Origin of the sequence: Paenibacillus sp. CF384 (assembly GCF_900106745.1) — a bacterium.
Lineage (GTDB): Bacteria > Bacillota > Bacilli > Paenibacillales > Paenibacillaceae > Paenibacillus_Z.
Window position 1 is genome coordinate 131,413 of the sequence record NZ_FNNV01000015.1, and the last position, 21,009, is coordinate 152,421.

Below are 21,009 nucleotides of genomic sequence, written 5' to 3' on the forward strand. Positions count from 1 at the left end.
CGATGTCTCTTACAGCATATGCGGTTACAGGATACGTTCGCCAAACACCGATCCGATCAATTCCACTGCAGCCATTGCCGTCTTATTATGCTGATCCAGCATCGGATTCACTTCAACGAATTCCGCGGAAACCAGAATATTGCGTTCGAAGAGCAGCTCCATCGCAAAATGGCTCTCCCTATACGACATCCCGCCTGACACCGGCGTTCCTACGCCCGGCGCTTCGAACGGGTCCATGCCGTCAAGGTCCAAACTTAGGTGGACGCCGTCTGTGCCGTTCGTCACGATCTCCATGGCCTCTTCCATGACCTGCTTCATCCCATTGCGGTCAATGTCGTGCATCGTGAAGACGCGAATACCTTTCTCTTTCAGAAAAGCGCGCTCCCCCGGATCGATCGACCGAGCACCAATGATGACAACGTTCTCCGGACGAAGCTTAGTCTCGCTGCCGCCAATGCCTACAAGATCAGAATGCCCGTAACCGAGTACGGCTGCCAGCGACATGCCATGGATATTACCGGAATGCGTAGTCTCATGTGTATTGACGTCTGTATGTGCATCAAACCAGATCACGCCAAGCCGTTTCACATGCTGCAGAACACCTTTAATGGTTCCAATTGCAATGCTATGATCACCGCCAAGAACGAGCGGGAATTGGCCTTTACCCATTTCAGCGGAAACTTGCTCGCACAGCTCCGTGTTGACGCGTACGATTTCGCTTAAGTGCTTCAATTTCTCACCTTGTTTAGGTGCTTCAAGCTTACGTTGTACGCTAAGATCGCCGAGATCCTCTATGTTAAAACCGAGCGCTTTCAACCGTTCATGAAGATTCGCGCCTCGAATCGCATCCGGGCCCAAGTCAACGCCTTTGCGATCTGCACCATACTGCAGCGGCACACCGATTATGGAAATGTTGTTGTTTTTCACCGCGTTCATCTGCTGCACTCCTTCCATATCTTCAAGTATGTCCATTGTAGCATAGCGATTTTTATTGAAAAAATTGAAATCCTTAATGATTACAATTGAGAAAACCTATGTATTTTTATGCACGTCGCAGAGTGTGAGCGAAATGTGAGGAGTCGAGTGACGGGCGAAATGAGAGTGACAGGAGTGACGAGAGTGACGGGCGAAATGTGAGTGACAAGCGTGACGAGAGTGACGGGCGAGATACTGCGGCGCACCGGAGGGGATCGGGTGTGGGGGCTCCGACCGTTTCTTGTACTCGAATTAATTTGAACAATACCCTGCGGATATTATTCGAGTACAAATACGGACGCTGGCGCTTCTCCACTCCCCACACCCATCCCCTCCTGAAGTAACTTTAATGCTCCGTGCAACTTTAGAGCGAAAAACCTTCAATCCGTTATAACTTCGGATTGAAGGTTTTTGGGAATCAAAAAAAACAAGAGTGTCTCGTAAGGAAATTATTGGTTTTTTATTTGATTTATAAGAACAAATGTTCTATTATTGAAGTGATTGGGCAAATACTATAACACATAAGGAGATCTAATTATGGCAAATAGCAAATTACTTAGAATGGACAATGTCAGCATTGTCGTCGAATCCCTTGATAACGCCATCGCTTTCTTCGAGGAAATTGGCTTGAAGCTTGAAGGACGAGCTACTGTCGAAGGTGAATGGGCTGGTCGCGTAACCGGGCTAGGTTCACAGTGTGTAGAGATTGCTATGATGGTTACCCCTGATGGCCACAGCCGAATTGAACTTTCGCGATTTATCACGCCACCGACCATTTCGGATCACCGAACTGCTCCTGTAAATGCCCTCGGTTATCTGCGCGTCATGTTCACCGTTGAGAACATTGACGAATTGATATCCAGACTCATGAAGCATGGTGCTCAGCTCGTTGGCGAAGTGGTTCAGTACGAGAACTCGTATCGACTCTGCTACATTCGTGGAAATGAAGGACTTCTGATCGGGTTGGCGGAACAACTCGGTAATAAATAAGGGACGATCATTAAAAAAACCTTCAATCCTGTATGACTTCGGATTAAAGGTTTTGGCGACAAAGATTAGTCCCACTCTTTCCAGATTCGCTGGACGATTTCGGAGAAGGATTGGATATTTTGTTCGGTAATCCGTTTCTTGAGGATGACCATGGAGGTTTCGATTTTGCCGGGGAAGCGGTGGATTTCGGCTAACGTGCCTTTGCGCAGCTCGTCTTCGACTAGTGCAGAGCCGAGTAATGCGGTTCCTGTATGATAAAGCACGGTGCGTTTGATCGTTTCGTCGGTGACGCATTCGATATATTTGTCAGGGGTGAAGCCGTACTCTTGCAAGCATTCGTTCACGAGCCTCTGAATATTAGAACCGGATTTGTATGTAATAAAAGGATACGTTTCGAGCAATGTGCGCGTATCGTGTTTCTCGAACAACTCTTTGGTCGTGACGAGTACGAGATCTTCTTTGCCGAGCGGCATAAGTTCCATCTGCTGGGAATCACAAGGGCCGGCGATGATGGCAAGATCCGCTTCGTTCGTGGCAACCTTCTTCATGGCATCATTACTGTCGCACGAGAACAGCTGCAGCTTCACCTTCGGATTTTGAGAAATATAGGAATGGATGATCAGCGATAGATACTGCGTACAATAAAATTCAGGCGCCGCTACGGTTAGCAAGCCGTGCGGGTTATCCAATTTGCGGAGCTCCGCTTCCATCTCGTCCATCAGCGCGAACGTCTGATCGACGTAATGCTTTACAAGCTTACCTGAAGGGGTAAGATACGTCTTCTTCCCGACACGGTTCAGCAACGTTACGCCAAGCTCGCTCTCGAGCGATTGCAGCTGCAACGTAATGGTCGGCTGCGTGTAGCCGAGCAGCTGGGCTGCTTTTGTAAGATTAAGGGTATCGGCAACTACTTGGAAGGTCTTATATTTCTTAAAATCCATGCGATAATCCGCCTTTGTCAAGCCATAATGACTCATTATAGAGGGGAACGCAAAGAAGGGCAAGCACGGAGGCAAGCCCTTCTACTCTACGGTATTGTTCAACTGTTACACGAGGTCCATCCAGATGTCATCCTCTTGCTCGTTAAACCGAATCTGCAACTCACGATCCTCCAGATACCACAAATTATCCGATTCCATAAAGAACGTAATGCCTTCTACAACCTGATGAAGCCCCGGTTCTCTTGGTTCATCCTTCATAATGCCGAGTGAATAGCCTGGTTGAACACTGCCGCTGCCACCTAAACGAACGAAAATACGCAATTGATCGCCATCCGACAATTCCATTTCTCTGATATACCAGCGTGCGGCCGATTGTTCTACCATTATCCTCATCGCTTCCATCTCCTCATTTTGGATACGGTTACATGTTATATATACGCCGTCCAGCCCGCTTTTACCTCTTTGTTCAATAAGAATCAATTCATGCCTATTTCTACCTACAGCCCTCTCGATCGCTCCTGCTTCTGACGTTTAAGCCTCAGATACGCGAGCACTGCCAAGTATACAAGCAATGACAACCATATGACAAGAATCGTCAGCTTCGTGCTCCCCGAAGGTTCGTCGCTTTGTACGTCTGCCGCTATCTTCACATCTTCTTCCGGACTTGGCGTAACAGAAGCAACGGACACGGGAAGTTCCGGCTTGACTGGTTCCATTGTACCAGCATCCACCGTCCCAATCGAGCTTTGCACCCAAACTTTTCCTTGGGAGGTTACGGTAATAGCAGGTGTTTCTCCTTTGGGAAGTACTGCCCACAACGGTTCTTTAGCGACGAATTCCGCGGGTGAATGGCTTGTGAACGGATAGGATTCATTGGCCGTAATCAGCTGCCTCAGTTCAAAATGAGCAAAGCCATAATCGAGCAAATCGGTCATATCTTTATAAACGGCTGTTTTGGAAGGGGATTTCAGCAAAACGCCGATCAGCTCCATACCGTCACGTTTCGCCGAAGTGACAAGCGTGAAGCCGGATGCTTCGGTATACCCGTTCTTGATACCCGTGGTGCCTTCATAGTCTTTAAGCATTTGGTTGTGGTTAATGAGCGATGAGGTCCACTCTTTACCTACCCAAGGCATTCGTTTGGTCGCGACGATGGTGCGGAACATTTCGTTCTGCATCGCATATCTGCTGATTCGAGCCATATCAAGGGCTGTTGTAACCTGCGCTTCGTCCGGCAGACCGCTCGGATTGACGAAATTGGTCTGTTCCGCGCCGGCTTTTTCTTTCACAAATGCATTCATGCGTTCAGCGAATTTGGCCTTGGACCCATCTATATATTCTGCAATCGCCGTTGCCGCATCATTGCCGGAATTCATGAGCATGCCATAGAGCAGCCTCTCCAGCGATACCTGCTCGCCTTCAGCCAGATAAATGCGCGTTCCCTCTTCGCCCCGGGCTTCCTTCGACACGGTCACCAAGTTTGATAAAACGCTTTCATACTCTAAAGCGACAATGCCTGTAACGATCTTCGTAATACTTGCCGGAAACTGCTGTTTCTCGGCGTTCTTGCTAAACAACACGGTTCCGGTTTGAGCATCCATAAGAATAGCTGATTCCGAAGCTAAGTTGGGCTCAGCCTGTACAGCCTCTTCTGCATAGACTGGAACAGCAAAACAGAAAACTTGTATGAGAAGAAGCAATGCGCTAATGCGCTTAATGGTGTTGTGTGCCATGTCAGCAAATGACCTCCCGTTACGCTCGAAGCCTATATCTGCTACTAACGTACCATCTGGAAAGGCTCTACTTCAATTATTATTTTGTGGGATCTGACAAAAGCTATTGTAGTTCAGTTTGACAGCCCGTCAGGTTCAACCTATTCTAAAGGCAAGATCCCATAATCCGACGGTGCAGAGAGGGTTGACTCCATGAATGAATATCGTGTAAAAGGACTCTCGTGTGTAAGTTGTACATTAGAGCTCGAACGACAGATTCGTAAGCTCGACCATGGTCATGAAGCCTCTCTGAGCTATACATCCGGCAAACTCAAACTCCCTCCACTCGTTTCACTCCAAGCCGTGGAGAAGCTGCTTAAGGAAGAGCGTGCTTATATCGTACAAGAGGCTGGCGAGAAGCATGCGAAGCTTGAGCACAGACATGAGCATGATCATGAGCATTGTCACGGGCATGGTCACGAGCATGGGCATGGGCATGAGCATGAGCATTGTCACGAACACGAGCATGAGCATGATCACGAACATGGGCATGCCCATAATCATGAACATAGGCATGAAGCTGTAACTGGCCGCGAGCACCATCCTGATTATGATCGCGGCGAATCACATAAGCACCAAGGTCATCCTCACGGCCATAGTCACGGCAATGATAGTCATCACGACCACGACCACTCTCACGCTCATGGCGGCAGTTTACTTGCGAACAAAGGCCTGCTTGCAGCGGCTGTGCTGTATGGTGTTGCTTTTTTTGCACAGGAGTATTGGATATCCGGACTAATCGTTGCGATTTATCTCCTATCCATTTTTTTGAGCGGCTACACCACGTTCATGCGCGGTCTTCGAAACTTAATCAAACTAAGGTTCAATATCGATACATTAATGACCATAGCGCTGATTGGCGCGATTGGCATCCAAGAATGGAAAGAAGCTGCCTTCGTTTCGCTGCTTTTTGGGGTCAATGAATGGCTCGAAGGTATCGGCATGGAGAAGGCGCGCCGGTCGATGTCCGCCTTGCTTGATTCGGCTCCTAAGGAAGCTTGGATGCTGGTCAATGGCACCGAGAAACTTGTACCTATCGCTTCCCTTCGTCCGGGCGATCTCGTCATTGTGAAACCGGGTTCTCAAATCCCATCCGACGGTAACGTTGTCAGCGGTCGAAGCTCTGTTAGCGAGTCTGCCATTACCGGTGAATCCCTTCCGATAGACAAAACAATCGGGGATCACGTTTTCGGCGGCAGCCTAAATAACGAAGGTGTGCTTCATATCGAAATCGAGAAAGCGTACAATGACTCGTCGCTAGCGAAGATCCTGCATTTGGTCGCCGAAGCGCAAGAAACCAAGACACCGACCGAACTTTTCATCAACCGCTTCTCTCGCATCTACACACCGATCATTATGATCATCGCTGCTATTGTCATATTGCTGCCGCCTCTCTTCTTGGATGGCTCCTGGAGCAAATGGCTATATCAAGGCCTGGCCGTGCTAATCGTCGGTTGTCCGTGCGCGCTCATCCTCTCCTCGCCCATTGCGATCATCTCGGGTATAACCAGAAATGCTCGTAACGGGATACTCGTCAAAGGAGGCGTATACCTAGAGCAGCTGGGCAAAATCACCATCCTGGCGTTCGATAAAACCGGTACACTCACCAAAGGATTTCCTGTCGTTGAGGAAAAGATCGTCTATGACGAGGAACGTTTCTTAAGGATTGCCGGTACGATTGAACGCAGCTCCTCACATCCGTTAGCCAAAGCCATTATGAAAGCTGTCACCGATCGTGGAGCTGAGCTGTTAAGCGCTGAAGAGATCGAGACATTACCTGGTCGTGGGGTAAAGGCTGTTATCGCAGGCCAAACCTACTGGCTCGGCAATGAACATACGCTTGCACATCTGGTCATCCAACAGGAAGTACGAGAACAATTAACTGTGCTCAAAGATCGCGGACTGACAGTCGTGCTCGTTGCTGATGCTTCGAGCGTGCTCGGTATATTCGGGATTGCCGATGAGATTCGCGAAGAGAGCGCCTCCGTCATTAATGCCCTGCATCACCTTGGGATTAAGCGAACCGTGATGCTGACCGGCGATCACGCCATCTCCGCTAAGAAAGTCGCCCAGCACATTGGAGTAACGGAGTACCGAGCGGAAATGCTTCCAGAAGATAAAGTAACCCAAATCAAAGAGCTCGCTAGAGATGGCCGAGTCGCGATGATCGGAGATGGCATTAATGATGCGCCTGCACTAGCCTTCGCTAATCTAGGCATCGCGATGGGCAAAGGGACGGATAGCGCCATAGAGACCGCAGATATCGTACTGATGCAGGATCACCTTGGAAAACTGCCCGATGCGATCAGAGTTGCCAAACGAATGAACCGCGTCATTTACTTCAACATTTCATTCGCGCTTGGCCTGAAGCTAATCGCTTTGCTGTTAACCATTCCGGGCTGGCTGACATTATGGATCGCCATCTTATCCGACATGGGGGCTACAATTTTCGTTACGCTGGTCAGCTTAACGATCCTGATTGGCGCTGATCAGCCAATAGAACCATCAAAAAAGCTGAGACACGGTTAGCCGTTTCTCAGCTTTTCGTTGTGGGATTATGAACTTATAGCATAGCATGTTGCGGATCGTCGACTTCGGAAGATATCGGTACTGCTTCGTATGCGGTTAATTGATTATTGTCGATGACGCATCGATGCTCGTAGCAGGTTGCTTCAGACAAGACTGCCGGTAAGTATTTAGGTATGATGACGCCTACGCCGGGATTCCCTTTGCTCAGCACCCACGACTTTTCCTTCCACTCCAGCAAGCCCTCATCAACTCGAAGCGGCGTGCTAAGTTTGATATGCTCCGGTACCGATACACGGAAAACATACATGCCACCGATATCTACGTGATCCACTCGCCATGTCACGATTCCGCAATATCGGAAGTTCGTGAGATGCAATCCCGTCTCTTCAATAACTTCCCGTTCCACGCCTGCAAGCGGCGTCTCCCCCGCTTCAAGCTTCCCGCCTACACCGTTCCACAGCCCCATCGCCGGAGGTCGATCCCGATTCAACAGAAGCAGCTTGTCTCCTTGTTCGATAAAACAAATCGTATACTTGTACATTCCAAGCCTCCATATGATTGAGCTAATCGTTATGACTAGTTTAGCATGGGAAAGCAACACTGTGGCAAAGTTTTCAGCACTCTAACCATCCTGATTCCGCAGTAGCACCTTAACACCATCAGCTGGCTATACCGGCTATTCCGCTTATAGCTCCCAACAAGCCACTTCTTGACGCTACCCGCTTAAGCTGATATGCCGCTTAAATCACACCACATTCGCGCTTTCCGCTGACTTTAAGCGACTATACCGCTTAAAGTCCCTAAACCAACCACTTCCGGACGCTGTTAGCGGATATGCCGCTTACAGCACTCATATTCTTCCAATCCGCGCCACACTTGCGCTTTCCGCAGACTTTAATCGACTATGCCGCTTAAAGTCCTTAAACCAACCACTTTCGGACGGTGTTAGCGGATATGCCGCTTACAGCCCTCATATTCTTCCAATTCGCGCCAAATCAGTGCTTTCCGCTGACTTTAAGCGACTATACCGCTTAAAGTCCCTAAACCAACCACTTTCGGACGCTATTAGCGGATATGTCGCTTACAGCACTCATATTCCTCCAATTCGCGCCAAACCAGCACTTTCCGCTGACTTTAAGCGACTATACCGCTTAAAGTCCTTAAACCAACCACATTCGGACGCCGTTAGCGGATATGTCTCTTACAGCACTCATACTCCTCCAATTCGCGCCAAACCAGCACTTTCCGCCGACTTTAAGCGACTATTCCGCTTAAAGTCCCTAAACCAACCACTTTAGGACGCCTTTAGCGGATATGCCGCTTACAGCCCTCATATTCTTCCAATCCGCGCCAATCTGGCACTTTCCGCTGACTTTAAGCGACTATGCCGCTTATGACACTTAAGCGAACCATTTCATTCCGCCGACAGCGCAATTTAGGTGGTTGACTATGGTGGTGGTTGGTGAGTTTGGCCGCTGAGAGATGGATTATCCGACTCTCAGCAGCATTATTCAGTGATTTTACGTCCGAGAGTCGGGTTTTCCGACTCTCGGTGCTTCGAATTGGTGGTGGTTGGCTTCTTTGGTCGCTGAGAGGCGGATTTTCCGACTCTCAGCACCATTTTTCAGTGTTTTCACGACTGAGAGTCGGGTTTTCCGACTCTCGGTGCTTCGAATTGGTGGTGGTTGGCGTCTTTGGCCGCTGAGAAGCGGATTTTCCGACTCTCAGCAGCATTTTTCAGTGATTTTACGTCCGAGAGTCGGGTTTTCCGACTCTCGACACTTGGCAATAGTGGTGGTTGGCGTCTTTGGCCGCTGAGGCGGATTTTCTGACTCTCAGCATCATTTTTCAGTGTTTTCACGACTGAGAGTCGGGTCTTCCGACTCTCAGTGCTTCGAATTGGTGGTGGTTGGTGACTTTGGTCGCTGAGAGGCGGATTTTCCGACTCTCAGCATCATTTTTCAGTGTTTTCACGACTGAGAGTCGGGTTTTCCGACTCTCGGTGCTTCGAATTGGTTGTGGTTGGCGTCTTTGGCCGCTGAGAGGCGGATTTTCCGACTCTCAGCAGCATTTTTCAGTGATTTTACGTCCGAGAGTCGGGTTTTCCAACTCTCGAAGTTTCGTAATGGTGGTAGTTGCGATCACAGATCGCGCCGAGCCTCCACTGAGAGTTTACTATCGGCACTCTCAGCACAACTGTTTTTCCAGTTGAGAGTCCGATCCCCCAACTCTCGCCCACCACTTGCGCGCTCAGATCACACTGCCGGCTTTCCCGCCACACGCAAAAAAAAGGTTGAACAGGAATTCCCCTGTTCAACCTCCACATCTACTTCTGTACATCCTGCGGATGGCCGGACTCCAGCAGCGCGACGACGCTTGCGTTGGAATCGACCTGCGCCGGGCTCTTGCAGCCTGGAATGACGGCAGTTACTGCCGGATTCTTCAGGCACCATGCCAGCGCCCATGCCGCCATATCGACGCCTGCCGGCACTTCTTCTGTCGCAATGCGCTGCACTTCCTGCAGCTTCTGCACCGTGCTCTCGCGGTCGTGGCGATGACGCACATCCGTGACATCGAAGACGGCATCCGGCTTATACTTGCCGCTGAGATATCCGCTCGCAAGCGGTACGCGTGCCAGCACGCCGAGGTCCTGTCTCAAGCAGGATGGGAATACTTCCTCTTCCGGCGCTTGGTCTAGGCGATTATACACCACTTGGATCACCTTAGAGCCGACCTGAGTGGACGCATCCACCTGATGCACGTTACGATTGCTGCCGATCGACGTGCCGAGATGTCTGATTTTGCCGGCTTGCACCTGCTTGTCCAGAACGGTCCACAGCTCGTCATTATCGAAGACGACATCCGGCCCGGAATGGAATTGGTACAAATCTACGTAATCGGTCTGCAACGCGGACAATGAAGCATCAAGCTGCCTAATGACGTCTGCCGCCGAGAAATCATCCGTGCGCGTGAAACGTTCATGGAAATGATGACCGAATTTCGTTGCAACAATCCAATCTTCCCGTTTGCGGCGGGATAGATAATCGCCGATAAGTGCTTCGGATAAATGGTCGCCATAACATTCCGCCGTATCGATCAGGTTAATGCCCAGCTCTGCACCACGGTCCAGAATCGCATCCGCTTCCGCCTGGGTAAACGACTGTCCCCATTCCCCGCCGAACTGCCAAGTGCCAAGCCCAATGACCGATACGTTCAAATCGGTTTTACCAAGTCTGCGATATTGCATGCTCATGTTACGTTTCGCCTCCAGTTTCCTTTTCTACTCCAACATTACTGTTCTAACATACGGAGCGGCATGAATCAAATCGCGCCACCTCCATCTAAGTTACACCGTTTGTTTATTGGATTGTGCAATAAGCTCCGCGACTAGCCCAGCAGCCGCTTCAGCGGAATAGGGTTTGCTCGCTTTCTTCGCCTGTTTCCTCATCATTTCTAAGCGACCCGGTGATCTCAGCAGCATACGCATGGTTGCCAATAGATCTGCCTCATCCTCGATGTGTATCGCCGCGCCGCAGCTGCGCAAGAAGTTCGCATTATCGATCTCTTGTCCGGGAAGCGGCTTAAAGATCAGCATGGGCAAGCCGACTGCGAGTGCCTCAGAAGACGTAAGTCCCCCGGATTTGGTAAGAAGCAAATCAGATGCTGCCATCAGCTCCGGGACCCGGTCCGTAAAGCCCGTCACGACGATCGGCAGCTTATGTGCAAATTTCAGCTTTGTAAGCTGAAGTCTGAGTTTGTCATTATTCCCGCACACAAAGATCAATTGAGCGTTGAGTTCCTTGCGAGCCAGAGACAAACATAACGTTTCCCCGATCTCCTGCCCCATCAAGCCATTGCCGCCACCCATAACAAGGACCGTCGGACGCGCTGGTTCAAGCCCGATTTCCGCCAAAATAGTTGTTCTATCATAAGCCCCGTTGTACTCAGGACGAATCGGAATGCCCGTCACGGAAATTCGCTCCGGTTCAACGCCGACTTTGGACAAGCTATGCGCAACCTCAATGGAGCCCACGACATAATAGTCCGTCTCCGGATATAACCAATAGCTGTGATCCGTGAAATCCGTAATAACGGTAACCGTCGGAACTTCATACAGTCCGTTATCTTTCATAAAAGACATCGCCCCGGCAGCAAGCGGAAAGGTGGATACCACGACGGAAGGTTTGACCGTTTGCAGCATCGTAAGAAATTTCCCAAGCCCCAGCGCCTGCATGAACTTCAAGCTGCTCGTCAACCGATTATGATGACGTGTTTTGCCGTAGAAGTACCCGTAAGTCTTGGGAAACGTCTGCACGCCATTCAAATAAACATATTTGCTGATAGGATGAACCCTAGGATGAGCCTCCGCCATGTAATCCATGATCTCTACTTTAATTTCAGGATGAAGTGCAGCCAGTGCTCTGCGGAGCGCATGTGCTGCCTGAATATGCCCGGAACCATAATCGCCGGTCAGAATCAGAATCGGTCCTTTCTCCATCAACGTCTCCCCCTCAAGTCGTTTCGAAGGCAAATGGATGCTTTGCACCGAATGAACAAACTACCCCAAATTAAATTGGCTAGTACCACCAATATACGTTATAACTAGCAGACTGATGCTCTTTTTGACCCAATCTTTACTTTGGTATTTTTGTAAACCGATCCTGTCCTCTTCATTCGGTATTCGGCTTCCGATTTCCTTCACGACTTGCAAACGGATTCACCCCGAATTGAATCGGTTAGAAGAATCGCGTTTCCCCTGGCTGAAACAGCTGAAACTTCTGTCCGCGATACTTGCCAAGCAGCGCATCCACAAAACCCGCAATGCCTTCGCTGTTATTGGGATAAAGGTCGTAGTGGAGCGGGATAACGACATTCATGCGCAATTCTGCTGCGAAAGCTGCTGCCTCAAACGCATTCATGTTGCCGACAACGCCTAATCGATTACGGAACAGATCCCGACCGTTAATTGGCAGCATGCCAATGTCGATCCGATAAGCGTGCAGCATCTCGATCAACTCTTCTTGCACCAAGGTGTCTCCGGCGTGATAGATGGTCAAACCATCCCATTGCAGGATGTATCCTAAATAACGATCCCAGCCTTCTGCATCCACTTCTCGCTCTTCATGCCATGCGGCAATGGGATGAATGCGAAGCTCTGAATTAGCTTGCATAGGTGTACCGTATTTCAATGCAATAAGTCGATCCGGAGCAATTCCGATATCGGCTAATAGGGTCTGGCAAGCAAGCGGTCCTGCAAACTTACAGTTAGGCGAAGCATCTGCAAGGATCGCCAACGTTTCCGGATCAAGATGATCCTGATGCTCATGAGTGAGGAGGACAAGATCGAGATCGTTCAGCTCAGAAGGATGCACAGGCGGTGCATAGCTGCGCGTCCAATAGCCTGCCGGAAAGTCGGTCAGACGATCGACAGAGTCCGTTAAATAGGGATCAATAGCCACATGAAACCCGTTGCGGCGAATGATGACACCGACTTGTCCAATGTACTGTATGGAAGCAGATGCGCATGCTTTGACTTGTGCGTTTGCGGTCGATGGATGATGGATCAATTTGGATAGACACCCCTTTCCAATTTAGCGTATCAGAAAAAGCGCTTTCTCGGAAGCGGTTACGACGACATGGATGCAACAAAAAAGTGACTGCACCGGTTTAGGCCGGTTCAGCCACTCTTGATGTACATATTCAATCAGACTCAACAAAGCGCTGAAGGGCTGACATTTTATTATCCCAGAAGCGTTCATAATAATTGAGCCAATTCTTGAGTTCCTGCAGCGGCTGCGTTTCCAGTCGGTAACGGGTTTCGCGCCCGACCTTACGTTCCTTAACAAGACCGGCCTCAGCAAGGATACGGAGATGCTTCGATACTGCCGTACGCGTCATTGGAAAATGTCCCGTAATCGCCGTAACCGGCATTTCCCGATCGACCAGCAGCTTCAATACCTCTCGCCTTGTAGGATCGGCAATGGCTTGAAACACATCATGCTTCGCTGATGGAAGTGCCATATTAAGCCTCTACATACTTGCCGAGAGCTTGATGAATTCCCACCCAGCCACCTTGCATCTGAGTGCGCACGACCGCGTGAGGCATTCCCAATTCGTTGACGTAATCGGCTTTCCAACCGGAGTGAATAAGCGTACACTCGGTTTGATTGTCACCCATCGTTTGAAGCGTGATCGTAACAACCCAATCCTTACCCCATGCAAAAGCAATACGGTTCGGCTCGTCCACTTCCTTCACAACGCAAGGCTGCATCCCGAACGGACCGGCATCGATCGTAAATTCTTGACCGACAACCGCTTGCAAATTGTTCGGCATGAACCAGACCGAAAGACCTTCAGCTGTTGAAATTGCCGCCCACACTTTCTCGATTGGCGCTTTGAAAATCCCTGTTTGAACAATATCCGGCAATGCTTCGTGTGTATCCATATCATCATTCTCCTCATGAAATAATCAAAAAAGCGAAACCAAATGGTTTCGCTTTAATTATAGAATGGTCCATATTCTCATGTCAAATCTAGTTGTTTTTCTTCCCTTGCTCATTCTCTACATTGTGATCTTCCCAGCGTCTGGAGTAAGCTTTATTGGTCACCCATATTGTCATCCACGTCACGATGATCGCGATAATTGCAGCTGCAATCCATACCCCTGTCGGAACACCCATATCCAGTCTCCCCTTTATGTTCGATCCTATACTGACGATACTTATCCAAATCATAACATCTATGCATGCCTTGCGACGCTCGGATAAATGAACACATTTTGACGAATTCCGAATACGCTGTTGTTCCTTACGATGTCCAGCCAGCACCCGATATACAGATGCCAAATAGTCTCTTTCCCTTGCGAGGACAAGCCTTTGTGTGCATAATGAGAATGGTCGCTTCGCGCATGATTGCGGAGCCGGAAAGAAGGAAACCGCACTGTGAAAATTTCGTTATCATCCAAAATGTCTATTTCTCCCGTGTTCCCTCTGATTGTCGGCATGCTCGCCATCTCATTTGCACCTATTTTCGTGAGGTATTCCAATGCGCCTGTTTCCGTTCAAGGCATGTACCGGATGCTCTTCACGTTTATCCTTATGCTGCCGTTCGGGATAAAGCAGCTTCCAGGCATGAAGGCCATTTCGCGAAAAGATTGGCTATTGCTCTTGGGGGCAGGCTTCTTCCTCGCCCTCCACTTCCTGCTCTGGATGGCATCGCTGACGTATACCTCTATTGCAAGCTCCACGATTATATTGGCACTCGAGCCTGTGTTCGTCATGGTCGGCGCCTTTCTATTGTTCAAGGACAAACCGCGTAAGTTCGCGGTAATCGGCATGATGGTCGCATTAATCGGGGCTATTAGCATCGGCTCCGGTGATATCACACTGTCTCAGCGCGCGTTCTTCGGTGACAGCTTGTCTTTCTTCGGGGCACTGGCCGTTGCCGTGAACATGCTGATCGCCAAACAAATTCTGAAGCGTGTCTCTTCATTCCTTTATAGCTTTATCGTTTTTGGCGTCACAACGGCGTGTTTCGCCATCTATAATGTGGCAACCAGTACGTCGATGTCCGGTTACGCAGACCGAGAATGGATTGTATTCCTATTGCTTGCGATCGTCCCGACCGTCTTTGGTCACATGATCTTCAACTGGCTGTTGAAATACGTGAAGCCGACTACGATTTCCATGTCCGTGCTCGCTGAGCCGGTCGGTGCCAGCTTGCTCGGCATGCTGCTCTTCCGTGAGATGATCACAGGCTTCCAGCTCATCGGAGGCGCCTTTGTCATCGCCGGACTTATCCTCTATATGCGAGCCGAGAAACAAACCCACCCGATCGACGAAGTCAAGAACGAAGCGCTCAGCGCTTAGATAGGGCTTCTCCCCCCGTTATCCACATTGACGGGAAGGAGAAGCTTTTTTAATACAAAAAGCTGCCTCAACAGCGCATAAATGCACAATTGAGACAGCTTAATGATTTACGATTAAGAACTACTCCAAGCCGTGTTCTTCACGAATACGGTACAAGCCTTGGATAATCGGCTCAGCCGGATCGCGATTCAGCAAGTGATGCGCAATCAGCATATGCAACGGCAATGCACAGACGTTGTTGCCATCGGAGATGGACGTAAAGCCTGCTTCAAGCACCGCGCCATGCTGTTCGTTCAAGTCCAGATCCACGTGAACCTGCTCGTCCGGGAATTCTTCGCGAATGGCCTTCGCGCAGTAAGGCACGATAATGTTGTCGATCAGCGCTTTCGCCTCATCCTCGGATTGTGGAGGCATTGGGAGCAATCGCTCGCCGCCTGCATCCATCAGGTCCAGGAAGAACGACGACATCCAGAGCGCCGGATCTTCATTGTTCTGGAACGTGTGCAGCAGCTCGCGCATGAAGAAGCCGCATGCATACTTGTGTCCGCCGTCTTTCACTTCGATTTTGTATGTGAAGATCGGCCCATACACTTCATGGTTCAATACTTGTCCGTCAACCTGATCTTCTTCGAACTTAAACCGAAGTGCCCGAAGCGCGTTCTCGTGAAGCGCTTGAATCAAACGTTGAATCTCTTCTTCAGGAATACCTGCCGCTTGCTCTTGCGTATCGTTTTGATTAGATACATCATTCGTTGTCATTGTCCAATCACCCATCATTCATCATATAATGTTCGTTTCCGAATTGTCTACTCGTAATTTTTCCTATTGTATCCTCTAATTATGAGCGAGGCTCCAATAAATACGCTAACAGCAGTGCCGCCGTGTTCAGAACAGCATCGCTATGCGTTCGTTCCATACTATGTGAGGCATGTACGCCCGGCCCGATTAATGCTGCTTTAATATTGCTTCCGCCGCGCAGTGCTGCCGAAGCATCGGAGCCATAGTGCGGGTAAATATCGATCGCATATGGAATGTTCTCGCGACCGGCAAGGGCGATGAGCTTCGAAGTCATCAGATAATCATACGGTCCGGAAGAATCCTTCGCGCAGATGGATACATCGCGCTCTGTCGTCGAGAGATCATCGCCGATCGCTCCCATATCAACGGCGATCATTTCCGTAACGTCCGCCGGAATATTGGAGCTGCCGTGACCTACTTCTTCATAAGTCGAAATGATGATCTTGACCGTGCGAAGCGGTGATTGGCCTTCGCGCTTCAGCCATTCCAACAGACCGAATACGGCGGCCACGCTAGCTTTGTCATCCAAGTGTCGGGACTTAATCAGACCGTTCGGGAAGAATCGCGTGCGCGCATCCCAGCTAATGATATCACCGGGAGCGATGCCCAGCTTCTGTACATCTTCTTTATTCTTCACGAGTTCGTCGATTCGAATTTCCATATTGGCTTCATCGCGTTTCAAATCACGAACGTCGGAATACACGTGAACAGATGGTTTCGTAGTCAGCACCGTGCCATCGTACGTGCGGCCATCGCGCGTGTGAATGAGGCAGTATTCGCTCTCTACCGTATGCATGGAATACCCGCCGATTGGTGTAAAGCGGATTGTACCGGACGGTTTAATGGACCTTACCATTGCACCTAATGTATCGACATGGGCTGTAATGGCGATAACCTCGTTATCTTGCGGGTCGGAACCTGGAATCGTAATAATGCCGTTGCCCTTAGGAGTCAGCTCTAGCGCGTAACCCAATTTGGCTGCTTCTTCTTGAATAATGCGCATGATCGTCATGCAAAATCCGCTAGGGCTCGGTGTTGTCAGCAGTAGCTCCAGCAGGCGGTGAATGTAAGCTCGATCGAGCTGAGGATGAAGCGGTTCAGTCATAGCTTGCCAGACACTCCTTTCAAAAGTTAACACTTGTTCTATCATAGCCGATTCGGAGCCAAATGCCTATTGCCACATCCAGAAAATGACCAGAATGGCGGCACCTGCCGCTGCCAGCACCGTGTCACGACTCTTCCAGCGCTCGGTTATAAGCAGCGTTGGCTGCCTCTCTTTGCCAACGCCTCGGCTCTCGAGTGCATCGGAAACCTGTTCGCCCAGCCGGAACAAAGCCAGCATGAACGGGATAGACGTTTCTTTCAGCCGCTTGAGTGATCCCCTCGCAGCGCGTTCCGTCTCTTTCCCTCTTGCAATGGCGATACGCGCGAAACGCTCCCATTCTGATAATAGGACCGGTATGAATCGAAGGAGCAGCGTAATCGTTAAGATCAGCTTCGTGCCCCAGAGCGGTACTTTCCCGATTGCTCCGAATAGTTGTTCCAATGATCTGCGAAGCCGCAGCGGCGTAACCGCTAGCGGCAACCCGAAGCCAAGCAGCATGGCAAGCAGCGGCCGCAGAAGGGATTGCAGCGACACAAGTGCGGCGTCCGTGCTCCAGAAGCCTCCTCCTTCCTGCGGTCCGAGTCCGGCGATGAGCGCGACTGAGAACGTGAAGACGGTTAGTGCAATAATCGCGCTTCGCCAGCGTCGCAGAGGAATTTTACCGAGATGGATAGCGGCAGCAACGACAAGTGCCATAGCCCCTAGACCAGACCAAGTAGATTGGAATAGGATCGCGGCAGAAATTAGAATATAAGTAAGCCAAACCGATCTGGGATCGAATAAGGATAATGGCGATGGAGGACTGTCCGAATCTCGCAGCAAGAACGGCGCTCTGTTGTCCCGCTCAGTCAACGGCTTGCTAGGCCGAAGTATCTTCACGTTCGACTTCACGATTAGAGCTGCTTCTTGCGCTAATGCGGCCGGCTGCCAAACTTGCATATGCGGCACGCCTAGACAAGCTAGTTGATGCGCTACACGCAGCCACGCCGGAATTTCCATCCCGGCATGCTCCAGCCAATGGGGATTGACGAGCAGCTCATCCCTACTGCAATGCTGCACACTCCCATCGGTGTGCATGATAATTACAGCAGTAGCGAGCTGCAGCGCCCAGTCACTTTCATGGGAGATGAGGAGCACGCCTTTGCCCGCTGCCGCTTGCTGTTTGAGCTGCTCACCGAGCTGCTCATGACCGGCGGCATCCAGCCCAGCGGTCGGTTCATCAAGCAGCAGCCACGAAGACGGAGGCGCGAATAAACAGGCTAATGCCGTCCGCCGCCGCTCGCCGCCGCTCATAAAGTACGGATCACGCTCCAGCCACGTCTCATCCCATCCTACTGCCGCAAGCGCCGCACTCGCTCTGCGATCGCGCTCTGCGTCATCGAGGTGATAAGGACGCATCACATAGTGCAGTTCTTCGCGGACGGTTCTCGCAAACAATTGTTCTTCCGGTGATTGGCAAGAATAACTATAACTGAGCATCGCTTGACGATTGCGTACAGCGCTCTTCCGTCCTAAGCGTGAGCGCCGCTCCGTCCAGAGCGAATTCACGCCATAAGAAACCGTGACGTCCTCCGACTTCGTAAGTCCGGCGATCGTTTCCATTAATCTGGTTTTGCCGACGCCATTGGCGCCGATGAGGATCGTGATCGATCCTTGTTCCAGTCGCAATTCCTTCTCTTGAACGGCGGCCATCTGATTATGTACCCCTGAAGGCACCTGCTTCAAACCGACAATATGTAAGGTCATCGCGGCACCACCTCGATCTGTGCAAGCGCCTGATCCCATTCTTCCATCGTTTCGGGATAAGGAGGCTGCAGCTTTCCGAGCCTTCCCAGCTCAAGCGCTAAAGCAGATAAGTAGGGCAAACGAAGTCCGCAGGTTTGGCATGGTGTCGGACCATAATTGACTTGGCCCGCTGCCCCATACAAGAACTCCCCGCCTTTGCCGTCAAATACAATGCTGCCATCCATCATGGCCACGGTTCGCGCAGCGGATTCAATTTCCTGCAAACGCTGAGTAACCCAGACGATAGCAGTGCCGCGCCGATGAAGCTTCTTCGCTAATTCATGGACCAGTACCATGGATTGCTCATCCAGCATAGATGTAGCTTCATCGAATATGAGCAGCGGCGTCTCGCCGGCCGAAGCGGCGGCAACGGCAGTCAGCTGTCTCTGACCGCCGGACAGATGACTCCAGGGGGCATCCCCAATTGCTGAAAGTCCGGTAAAGGTTAGAATCTCTTCCGTCTGCTGCCTAATTTCATGGGGAGGCATGCCCCGCCATTCCAGCGCAAATCGAATTTCCTCACGCGGAGTTTCGGCGAATAGCTGTGCATCCGGCTGCTGCATCACATAAGGCGAAGGCTTATTACCGGCAAAACCACGACTCCATGACCCTTGCACGCCTTCAATTGTTAACCCTGCCAGCAACCGGGCCAGCGAAGATTTCCCGCTCCCATTCACTCCGGCTACATTCAACCATTCTCCGGGAGCGAGTACCAAATTAATTTGGTGTAAACGCGGACTGCTATCCCCGTTATCGAGCAGCCGATCTATAGAAACATCCTTCAAGATCAAACATTCATCGTTAATAGAATGACTCATGAAAATCCCTCTTCCCAAACGGATTAACCCATGTTATGATTTCAATTGTTAACCATTACACGATAACAAGGTTAACATTAGAGAGGAGCATTTTCAATGGAAACGACTTCAAGTTCCAATTCAAACGCAAACAACTCATCTTCTGCAGTTCTCGCTCCTATTTCGGACAGCGGTCAATCCGGAGCGACCTATTGGATTCGCGGTATCGTATTTACAGCCTTATTCGCCGCGCTCTTCATCGCTTTTGGTTACGTTAGCATTCCGCTCGGTTTTACAACGGTGCCGATCACGCTGCAAACCTTCGCCATCATGTTAGCCGGCGGCCTGCTAGGAGCAAGGTTCGGCTTTTGGAGTATCGCCATCGTCATCATTCTTACCGCATGCGGTCTGCCGCTTCTTCACGGGAACGGCGGCATAGGCGTAATATTCGGCGCAACCGGCGGATACATATGGATGTTTCCTATATCGGCCTTATTAATTGGTCTGGCAAGCGACCGTATCTTCGCACGAACGAAGAAACTTAATCGCAGCCAATATGTGATGCTGTTCATCAGCCTAGTGCTGTTTAGCGTAGTCCTTGCTTATGTCGGCGGCGTGCCATGGCTTGCTTATAAGGCCAATTACTCGTTCGCCAAAGCGATGGTTAACGGCTGCTATCCGTTCTTGTTCGGCGACATGGTCAAAGCCATTGCCGCAACTTTCTTGATTGCTGTCCTACGACCGCTTCTTCCGAAACTCCGCTAATCCTGCAATCATAAGCTCTTCCATCAGCCGGCCTGCCGCTTCACCTTCTGCTCAATCAGAACGCGAAGCTCGCGCAGCGTCGGCTTTCTTATGCTCACAACCACATTTCCCTTGTCGATCACAATGCCTTTGATGTGCAGAAGCTCCGGCAGCTCTGACCCTAGCGGAATGACGATATCGTCAAAATACCCCTTAGACAACGTTATCCCCCGCAGCTTCGCTTCATCTACCTTCGCAACCAGATTCGGATTGTTCCACTCCAGCTTATAGTAGATCACGATCCCAACCGGCAAACGATCCTTCAGCTTGAGGTTTAGATGCGCAACCAAACGCTCCCCTTCCAAATTAAATCTAGCCCCGGTTATAAGGACGCCCGGCTGGTACTCCGGTTTCAGCCGGATCGCCGCTTTACCGATATTGTCAATGTCCGCCTCCGAAAGCACAAACGATGTTCTTAGATTCTTAATCATCGTCAACGCCCGTTCCATGAGCGGCACTTCATTGAATTTCAAATCCAATTTCTCCGTTGGTTTCACATACATAACCGCACCCACTCCGGCTGCAATAACGAGTACAAGCAGTACGATTAGCGTAATTCCTATTTTCTTAAACACATGTCTTCACTCCGATCTCATTCCTCCTATTATACTCCCCCTTCTGTTTACCCTTCTACTGCCGCTTTGA

At 50.3% G+C, this 21,009-nt stretch carries 20 protein-coding genes; 4 read left to right on the forward strand and 16 right to left on the reverse strand.

Going from position 1 to position 21,009, the window contains the following annotated elements; genetic code table 11:
* Window positions 1–24: 24 nt before the first annotated feature.
* Window positions 25–936 carry an arginase gene (gene rocF / locus BLW29_RS22300; RefSeq protein ID WP_090983708.1) on the reverse strand — a complete coding sequence of 304 codons (912 nt, stop codon included), beginning with the start codon at window positions 934–936 and terminating at the stop codon, window positions 25–27.
* Window positions 937–1,512: 576 nt separating this feature from the next.
* Between rocF and BLW29_RS22305 the strand changes: the two genes are divergently transcribed.
* Entirely contained in the window at window positions 1,513–1,965 is a 453-nt protein-coding gene (locus tag BLW29_RS22305) for a VOC family protein (protein WP_090983710.1), read from the forward strand.
* Window positions 1,966–2,030: 65 nt separating this feature from the next.
* Here BLW29_RS22305 and BLW29_RS22310 read toward each other — a convergent pair whose 3' ends face one another.
* The 3 genes from BLW29_RS22310 to BLW29_RS22320 all read right to left on the reverse strand — a co-directional run bounded on the left by BLW29_RS22310 (window position 2,031) and on the right by BLW29_RS22320 (window position 4,639).
* Entirely contained in the window at window positions 2,031–2,906 is an 876-nt protein-coding gene (locus tag BLW29_RS22310; RefSeq protein WP_090983712.1) for a LysR family transcriptional regulator, read from the reverse strand.
* Window positions 2,907–3,011: 105 nt separating this feature from the next.
* Window positions 3,012–3,299, reverse strand: a complete 288-nt coding sequence (locus BLW29_RS22315) for a HesB/YadR/YfhF family protein (protein WP_090983714.1) — start codon at window positions 3,297–3,299, stop codon at window positions 3,012–3,014.
* 104 nt (window positions 3,300–3,403) lie between these two features.
* On the reverse strand, window positions 3,404–4,639 hold the full coding sequence (locus BLW29_RS22320) for a D-alanyl-D-alanine carboxypeptidase family protein (RefSeq protein WP_090983716.1): 1,236 nt from the start codon (window positions 4,637–4,639) through the stop codon (window positions 3,404–3,406).
* A 192-nt stretch (window positions 4,640–4,831) separates the two neighbouring features.
* On the opposite strand from BLW29_RS22320, the gene BLW29_RS22325 reads away from it, so the two are divergent.
* Complete coding sequence (locus BLW29_RS22325) at window positions 4,832–7,207, forward strand: heavy metal translocating P-type ATPase (RefSeq protein ID WP_090983718.1); 2,376 nt, start codon at window positions 4,832–4,834, stop codon at window positions 7,205–7,207.
* A gap of 34 nt (window positions 7,208–7,241) precedes the next feature.
* Here BLW29_RS22325 and BLW29_RS22330 read toward each other — a convergent pair whose 3' ends face one another.
* From BLW29_RS22330 to BLW29_RS31515, 7 genes are all read right to left on the reverse strand, one after another.
* Window positions 7,242–7,748 (reverse strand): NUDIX hydrolase, encoded by a 507-nt coding sequence (locus tag BLW29_RS22330; protein ID WP_090983720.1) that lies wholly within the window; start codon window positions 7,746–7,748, stop codon window positions 7,242–7,244.
* A gap of 1,785 nt (window positions 7,749–9,533) precedes the next feature.
* Complete coding sequence (locus BLW29_RS22335; protein ID WP_090983841.1) at window positions 9,534–10,454, reverse strand: aldo/keto reductase; 921 nt, start codon at window positions 10,452–10,454, stop codon at window positions 9,534–9,536.
* Window positions 10,455–10,553: 99 nt separating this feature from the next.
* Window positions 10,554–11,705, reverse strand: a complete 1,152-nt coding sequence (locus BLW29_RS22340; protein ID WP_090983722.1) for an MGDG synthase family glycosyltransferase — start codon at window positions 11,703–11,705, stop codon at window positions 10,554–10,556.
* 238 nt (window positions 11,706–11,943) lie between these two features.
* Complete coding sequence (locus tag BLW29_RS22345) at window positions 11,944–12,774, reverse strand: MBL fold metallo-hydrolase (RefSeq protein WP_177186769.1); 831 nt, start codon at window positions 12,772–12,774, stop codon at window positions 11,944–11,946.
* A gap of 133 nt (window positions 12,775–12,907) precedes the next feature.
* Window positions 12,908–13,228 (reverse strand): ArsR/SmtB family transcription factor, encoded by a 321-nt coding sequence (locus BLW29_RS22350; protein WP_090983726.1) that lies wholly within the window; start codon window positions 13,226–13,228, stop codon window positions 12,908–12,910.
* 1 nt (window position 13,229) lies between these two features.
* A complete protein-coding gene (locus BLW29_RS22355) occupies window positions 13,230–13,652 on the reverse strand; it encodes an SRPBCC family protein (RefSeq protein WP_090983728.1) in 423 nt (140 codons plus the stop codon).
* Window positions 13,653–13,740: 88 nt separating this feature from the next.
* Window positions 13,741–13,887 carry a hypothetical protein gene (locus tag BLW29_RS31515; protein ID WP_177186770.1) on the reverse strand — a complete coding sequence of 49 codons (147 nt, stop codon included), beginning with the start codon at window positions 13,885–13,887 and terminating at the stop codon, window positions 13,741–13,743.
* 261 nt (window positions 13,888–14,148) lie between these two features.
* Between BLW29_RS31515 and BLW29_RS22365 the strand changes: the two genes are divergently transcribed.
* Window positions 14,149–15,075 (forward strand): DMT family transporter, encoded by a 927-nt coding sequence (locus tag BLW29_RS22365; RefSeq protein WP_256208800.1) that lies wholly within the window; start codon window positions 14,149–14,151, stop codon window positions 15,073–15,075.
* A 120-nt stretch (window positions 15,076–15,195) separates the two neighbouring features.
* Here the strand turns inward: BLW29_RS22365 and BLW29_RS22370 are convergent, their stop codons facing one another.
* The 4 genes from BLW29_RS22370 to BLW29_RS22385 form a co-directional block, all read right to left on the reverse strand.
* Window positions 15,196–15,834 carry a hypothetical protein gene (locus BLW29_RS22370; protein WP_090983734.1) on the reverse strand — a complete coding sequence of 213 codons (639 nt, stop codon included), beginning with the start codon at window positions 15,832–15,834 and terminating at the stop codon, window positions 15,196–15,198.
* Window positions 15,835–15,913: 79 nt separating this feature from the next.
* Complete coding sequence (locus BLW29_RS22375) at window positions 15,914–16,978, reverse strand: M42 family metallopeptidase (protein WP_090983736.1); 1,065 nt, start codon at window positions 16,976–16,978, stop codon at window positions 15,914–15,916.
* Window positions 16,979–17,044: 66 nt separating this feature from the next.
* Window positions 17,045–18,724 carry an ATP-binding cassette domain-containing protein gene (locus tag BLW29_RS22380; RefSeq protein ID WP_177186771.1) on the reverse strand — a complete coding sequence of 560 codons (1,680 nt, stop codon included), beginning with the start codon at window positions 18,722–18,724 and terminating at the stop codon, window positions 17,045–17,047.
* Window positions 18,721–19,581 (reverse strand): energy-coupling factor ABC transporter ATP-binding protein, encoded by an 861-nt coding sequence (locus BLW29_RS22385; RefSeq protein WP_090983740.1) that lies wholly within the window; start codon window positions 19,579–19,581, stop codon window positions 18,721–18,723. Before BLW29_RS22385 ends, BLW29_RS22380 begins: the two co-directional genes overlap by 4 nt.
* A gap of 96 nt (window positions 19,582–19,677) precedes the next feature.
* Here BLW29_RS22385 and BLW29_RS22390 point away from each other — a divergent pair, with 96 nt between their 5' ends.
* On the forward strand, window positions 19,678–20,325 hold the full coding sequence (locus BLW29_RS22390) for a biotin transporter BioY (protein WP_090983741.1): 648 nt from the start codon (window positions 19,678–19,680) through the stop codon (window positions 20,323–20,325).
* Window positions 20,326–20,348: 23 nt separating this feature from the next.
* Here BLW29_RS22390 and BLW29_RS22395 read toward each other — a convergent pair whose 3' ends face one another.
* Window positions 20,349–20,939, reverse strand: a complete 591-nt coding sequence (locus tag BLW29_RS22395) for a hypothetical protein (protein WP_090983743.1) — start codon at window positions 20,937–20,939, stop codon at window positions 20,349–20,351.
* Between the last annotated feature and the right edge of the window lie 70 nt (window positions 20,940–21,009).